The following is a 5,316-nucleotide window of genomic DNA, read 5'->3' on the forward strand; positions in this document are numbered from 1 at the left end:
CCATTCCCCATTCCCAATGCCCCATGCCCTATACATAATTCATCAACCTAGTGGATGACCTTTTAAGTTATCTCAGTTAAAAATGATTCATCTGTTTGATAGAGGGAGCAAATATATCCACTTGTGAATATGGAAAGAACCTTTAGAGGTGGATAAAAATGGCTAAGGCAAACCCAGTTGAAATGCAAAAACACTTAAAAGGTGTTGACTACCCTGCTGGAAAGAAAGACTTGATTAAGCACGCTAAAAAGCAAGGGGCAGATAAGGAGATTATTTCTCTGTTAGAGAAACTGCCAGATGATGAAGAGTTTGATAGCCCAGCCGATCTCAACAAAACTATAGGTGAGATAATCTAGGTTCTTGCTCTGGCGGGGAATAATCTCCTGATTTCCCGCCACTCTTACTTATTAAACGAATCGATTCAATTTGAATCGACTTCTCTAAGGCTTTTGCCATATCGTATAAAGTCAGCGCAGCCACAGAAACAGCAGTTAAGGCTTCCATCTCTACACCTGTTTCAGCTTTTGTTTTGACTGTGGCTTGAATTTGATAACCAGGTAGTTGCGGGTCGGGTATAATTTCGACTGCTATTTTTTGCAAAGGCAACGGATGACATAGAGGAATTAAAGCGGCTGTTTGCTTGGCTGCCATAATCCCAGCCAATCTTGCAGTTGCTAACACATCACCTTTTGGGACATTTCCGGCTTGAATAGCAGCAAAGGTTGTTGGTAGCATTCGCACATTGGCAGCAGCTACTGCTTGGCGGATGGTGGGTGCTTTATCAGACACATCTACCATCTGTGCCTGTCCGTGTTGATCTAGATGAGTTAAGCTGGCAAAATTAGATAGAAAATTATCTTGCGTCATTTAGTTGAACGTGTTAATATAGATTGTCGGTGAGGGCGTGTAGCTCAGTGGACTAGAGCACGTGGCTACGGACCACGGTGTCGGGGGTTCGAATCCCTCCTCGCCCGTTTTATCAGGCTAAGAGTTAAAAGTTAGGAGTGAGGAATTAAATTTCTTCACTCCTAACTTTTAAGTTTTTCAAGGCATAAGCATCTGGAGCTAGACCTAGTGCAAAGCGCAGGGAGTTGGATAGGTTTTTGCTCGACTGGGTGATGAAGATAATAAGTGCAACAGAAGTGATCGCAGCACCATAGCCAAACATATCGCGGTAGCCGACTTGTTCTGCGATGATGCCCAAAAGAGGAGCAGCGATTGCAATTCCTAGGTCAAGTCCAGCTATGCATAGAGCAAAAATTTGCCCCCGTTCTTCTGGCAGTGAACGGTCTGCCATCATCACAATCATCATCGAGATTAGTGTACCACCACCAGCACCTTCAGCGATCGCAGCCAATAAGAAAACCATCGGGCTGTAAGCCTGCCACAGCAGTATTAACGCTAAAACATAACAAAAAATACCAAAGGTAATAAACAAACCACGACCAAAGCGATCACTTGCCTTACCAGCAAATATCCTGATACTAAAACTAGAAATTGCCGAAGCTGTAAAAAACAGTCCGCCATTGAAGTCTACCTGACTGGATTTGAGGAACAACGAGACAAAGGTATGTACAGCACCAATAGACAAACCAACCAGCAACATAACTATAGTTGGAACTTTCACCTGTGGACTGCTCAAAATTTGCCAATAATTTCGTAGGCGTAGCCCGTCGTAGACATCCTCTGCCTCCGTTTGCTCTTGTGTCTGCACTGGCGGATTTATGACTTGTACAATTCCCAAGAGAGCGAAAAAACCCAATTCCGCAGATACCAGAAATAATATTCCGTAACCACTTGTAGCTTCTAAATACCCACCCAAGGCAGGGCCAATTGCTAAACCAAGGGGAGTTCCTAGTGTCATGTAACCAATGATTTCGCCACGAGTTTCTGCGGGAGCTAAATCTGCGATTAGGGCACTGTAGCCAGTTGTAAAAGCAGCAACGCTAATACCGTGAAAAATCCGCACCAGGATCAACAGCCCAATTGATTGAGTTGCCAAGTAACCAAAAGGTGCGATCGCAGCTACGATCGTACCAATCAACAAGACAATTTTTCGACCACGTTCATCGGCTAACCGTCCCAGCATCGGGCGAAATAGCAATAACCCAATGGCAAAACTGCCCATCACAATCCCAATTTCTTGCTTGCTTGCGCCCACATCATCGATGTAAAGCGGTAAGGTTGGTAAGAGCGAAGACAAACTCGACCAGAATAATAAACCTGCTGTAAATAAAACCAGCAGGTTGCGCCGTAGTTCGGTGTCAAAAGTATTAAGTGCTTTCAAGGTAGATGCAATTTAATGAGTTGTTTGTCATTTGTCCTTTGTCCTTTGTTATTTGACCAATGACTAATGACCAATGACCAATGACTAATCATTATTATTGTTACGTTACTTAATATTTTTTGCCACCACTTCTCGCACGCGATAGATAGGCCGTCCTTGAGATTCATGGTATGTACGCATGAGCAATTCTGCTAAAAGACCGAAGCAAAATAACTGCACCCCAGTTACCAGCAGAAGAACAGCTAAACTTAGCAAGGGGCGATTGCCAATCATCTCACCTAAAGCTAATTTGACAAAAGTCAAGTAAATTCCGATCGCTGTGCCTGAAACCATTGAAATCAAGCCCAATAGCCCAAAAACGTGCATCGGCCGGGTGAGGAATTTTTTCATAAATAGAATGGTTAACAAATCCATCAACACCCGGAATGTCCGCCAAATCCCATATTTACTGTTACCAAAACGACGGGCGTGATGACGCACGGGTACTTCAGTAATTCTAGCTCCTTCGATGTACGCCAAAGCGGGTAAAAATCGGTGTAGTTCACCGTAGAGGTTCATATCTGCCAACAGTTCTGCACGATAAGCTTTCAGCGAACAGCCATAATCATGAATATTCACGCTAGTGGTGCGACGAATTAGCCAGTTAGCAATTTTGGAAGGAAGTAACCGATTTACAGCACCATCTTGGCGTTTTTGCCGCCAACCACTTACCAAATCGTAACCCTCATCCAGCTTTGCTAATAACATAGGGATATCAGCTGGATCATTTTGGAGATCGGCATCTAAAGTAACGATCGCTTTCCCGACTGCATAATAAAATCCAGCAGCCATCGCCGCAGTTTGTCCGTAATTGCGACGCAAAATTACCGCCTTTAAATCAGTGCGGTTTTGCGCCTCTTTTTTCAGAAAATCCCCAGAACCATCTGTAGAACCATCATCCACACAGATGATTTCATAATTTACCTGACTAGAAGATAAAGTAGATGCGATCGCTTCTAATAAAAGCGGCAAACTTTCCACCTCATCATGTATAGGCACCACCACCGAAACATCTGGGACAATAGCCGAAATCGCCCCATTCTCCTCACTCAACCCTTGATAAACCTTCCCACTCCTCATATACCCCTGCGTCCTCAGCGTCTCTGTGGTTCGTAACTCTTAAAAACTCTACCAGCACCTCGTAGCTGCTGATAATACGACAGACTAACAGCATCTCCCTGTTCCGAGAGAATATCAATCCCAATTCCATCCCGTCCCTGATCTTTACCAGAACTATGGATGTAATAACCATCAGCTAAATAAAGTGCGACATGGGTTGCTTTTTGGTTAGTTCCAAAAAATACCAGATCCCCGGCTGCTAGTTCTGCAATAGTAATTGGTTGGGTGAATCCTTCCTGTTGATAGGCATCTCTAGGTAGCCAAATCCCTACTGAAGCAAACGCCGCCTGCATCAATCCAGAACAGTCATAATTTGGCCCAACCGTACCACCCCAAAGGTAATAATTTGATTGTTGCATCGCTTTTTGGGTAAAAGCGATGACCTCTGCGAGGAGTTTCTTAATTTCAGATTCAGAAAATGTTGCAGCCTGATAAGGTACAGTAGCAGGTTGTAATGAATCAAAATCTGAAAGAGATAACCATCCCGGATAGTCATCTTCACACAAATACACCTCAACCGCTAAATTTTGACGATTTGATGTTACCCACAAATGCCTCCCAGATGCAGATTGAGTTGCTAAACGTGTACATTCAGGAGAATCATATAAATTTAGGTCAGTTAAACACTGATACTCCCCTAATTTTGGATTTTGGATTTCGGATTTTAGATTAAAGGGCATTATTAGAGAATGATTTTTTTTAATAAAGACGAACAACTCGAAAATATTGGTAATGGCATTTTAGATGCAACTTGGGCAGCATTTCCGACTTTAGCCAGGAATCAAATTGCCTTGACTTGGGTTGTTTACGATCCACCAGTGCTAGTAAATACTGGTGGGGCGCTGACTCCCAACGCTTTTTGGGATCATCCAGTCCGTGGTTTTACTTATCGCGGTGTTGAACGGATTTATCCCGCCAGTGTAGTCAAGCTATTTTACCTGGTGGCGGTAAATGAATGGCTAGAAAAAGGCATGAGTCAAACTTCCAAGGAGTTGGAACGCGCCTTGCGGGATATGATTGTCGATTCTAGTAACGATGCTACCAGCTTGGTTGTGGATATTTTAAGTGGTACTACATCCGGGCCAGAATTACCAACCGGGCCCTTTGAAACCTGGAAATATCAGCGTAATATCGTTAACCGCTATTATCAATCTTTGGGTTGGGAAGAAATGGAGACGATTAACGTCTGTCAAAAAACCTGGGGTGATGGGCCTTATGGACGAGAACGGGCGTTTGCGGGAGAGTTACTAGAAAATCGCAATATGTTGACAACAAATGCGATCGCTAGATTATTGCATAGTATTGTAGGTGGCGTGGCGGTTTCCAGTGCGCGATCGCAAGCAATGATGGCTTTACTGAAACGTCCTCTCAACGATTTACCCACTGACACCGAGGAAAATCAAGTAACAGGCTTCTTGGGTGGTGGAATTCCTAAAAATGCTCAAATTTGGTCAAAAGCAGGCTGGACAAGTCAAGTTCGCCATGATGCAGCGTATATTGAGTTACCAGAACAGCGCCCTTATCTCTTAGTGGTATTTACTGAAGGTAAAGTACAGGCTAAGAGTCAGGCTATTTTGCCCTTTGTTTCTGGGCTAGTTGCCGAAGCGATCGCTAGTCTATGATCTTCAGGTTAAACCCACCTCCGTGGGTTCCGATACGCTTGGTTAAGGGTTATCGGTGTAAATGATTGGTCTTTCAAGACGCGATAAATCGCGTCTCTACATCAGGGTTTTGTTGCTCATTATGAACTGCATAGCCCTGGGTTCAACACCTCAATTTTTTCTTAGTCCGCGGAGATTCTCTCATTGATGTCAAGAGGCGATCAGAAAATCCTTGTTGACACAACCAGGATCAAAGGTAGTTTTTCGACG

General features: G+C 43.8%; 6 protein-coding genes and 1 tRNA gene. 3 read left to right on the plus strand and 4 right to left on the minus strand.

The annotated features are described in order from the left end of the window. Window positions 1-158: 158 nt before the first annotated feature. A complete protein-coding gene (locus G1O98_RS36595) occupies window positions 159-356 on the plus strand; it encodes a DUF2795 domain-containing protein (protein ID WP_114082018.1) in 198 nt (65 codons plus the stop codon). Here G1O98_RS36595 and moaC read toward each other — a convergent pair. Continuing rightward, window positions 337-867 carry a cyclic pyranopterin monophosphate synthase MoaC gene (moaC, locus tag G1O98_RS36600; protein ID WP_163939148.1) on the minus strand — a complete coding sequence of 177 codons (531 nt, stop codon included), beginning with the start codon at window positions 865-867 and terminating at the stop codon, window positions 337-339. The two genes, G1O98_RS36595 and moaC, sit on opposite strands and share 20 nt — an antisense overlap. Before the next feature lie 33 nt (window positions 868-900). Here moaC and G1O98_RS36605 point away from each other — a divergent pair. Further along, window positions 901-974: transfer RNA gene (locus G1O98_RS36605), tRNA-Arg, on the plus strand. Between the two features lie 38 nt (window positions 975-1,012). Here the strand turns inward: G1O98_RS36605 and G1O98_RS36610 are convergent. The 3 genes from G1O98_RS36610 to G1O98_RS36620 form a co-directional block, all read right to left on the minus strand. Beyond that, on the minus strand, window positions 1,013-2,287 hold the full coding sequence (locus tag G1O98_RS36610) for an MFS transporter (RefSeq protein ID WP_163939150.1): 1,275 nt from the start codon (window positions 2,285-2,287) through the stop codon (window positions 1,013-1,015). Between the two features lie 105 nt (window positions 2,288-2,392). Then, window positions 2,393-3,406: a glycosyltransferase family 2 protein gene (locus G1O98_RS36615; RefSeq protein ID WP_163939153.1), complete on the minus strand. Its 1,014-nt coding sequence runs from the start codon at window positions 3,404-3,406 to the stop codon at window positions 2,393-2,395. A 14-nt stretch (window positions 3,407-3,420) separates the two neighbouring features. Continuing rightward, entirely contained in the window at window positions 3,421-4,125 is a 705-nt protein-coding gene (locus G1O98_RS36620) for a C40 family peptidase (RefSeq protein ID WP_163939156.1), read from the minus strand. A 9-nt stretch (window positions 4,126-4,134) separates the two neighbouring features. Between G1O98_RS36620 and G1O98_RS36625 the strand changes: the two genes are divergently transcribed. Further along, complete coding sequence (locus tag G1O98_RS36625; protein ID WP_163939158.1) at window positions 4,135-5,067, plus strand: serine hydrolase; 933 nt, start codon at window positions 4,135-4,137, stop codon at window positions 5,065-5,067. The last annotated feature ends 249 nt before the right edge of the window (window positions 5,068-5,316 follow it).

This window comes from Nostoc sp. UIC 10630 (assembly GCF_010747425.1).
GTDB lineage: Bacteria > Cyanobacteriota > Cyanobacteriia > Cyanobacteriales > Nostocaceae > Nostoc.

What these genes read in the sequence shown, in the direction of transcription:
- moaC (WP_163939148.1), bottom strand. Translation starts at nt 867, where the DNA reads ATGACGCAAGATAATTTTCTATCTAATTTTGCCAGCTTAACTCATCTA.
- G1O98_RS36625 (WP_163939158.1), top strand. Translation starts at nt 4,135, where the DNA reads ATGATTTTTTTTAATAAAGACGAACAACTCGAAAATATTGGTAATGGC.
- G1O98_RS36595 (WP_114082018.1), top strand. Translation starts at nt 159, where the DNA reads ATGGCTAAGGCAAACCCAGTTGAAATGCAAAAACACTTAAAAGGTGTT.
- G1O98_RS36615 (WP_163939153.1), bottom strand. Translation starts at nt 3,406, where the DNA reads ATGAGGAGTGGGAAGGTTTATCAAGGGTTGAGTGAGGAGAATGGGGCG.
- G1O98_RS36620 (WP_163939156.1), bottom strand. Translation starts at nt 4,125, where the DNA reads ATGCCCTTTAATCTAAAATCCGAAATCCAAAATCCAAAATTAGGGGAG.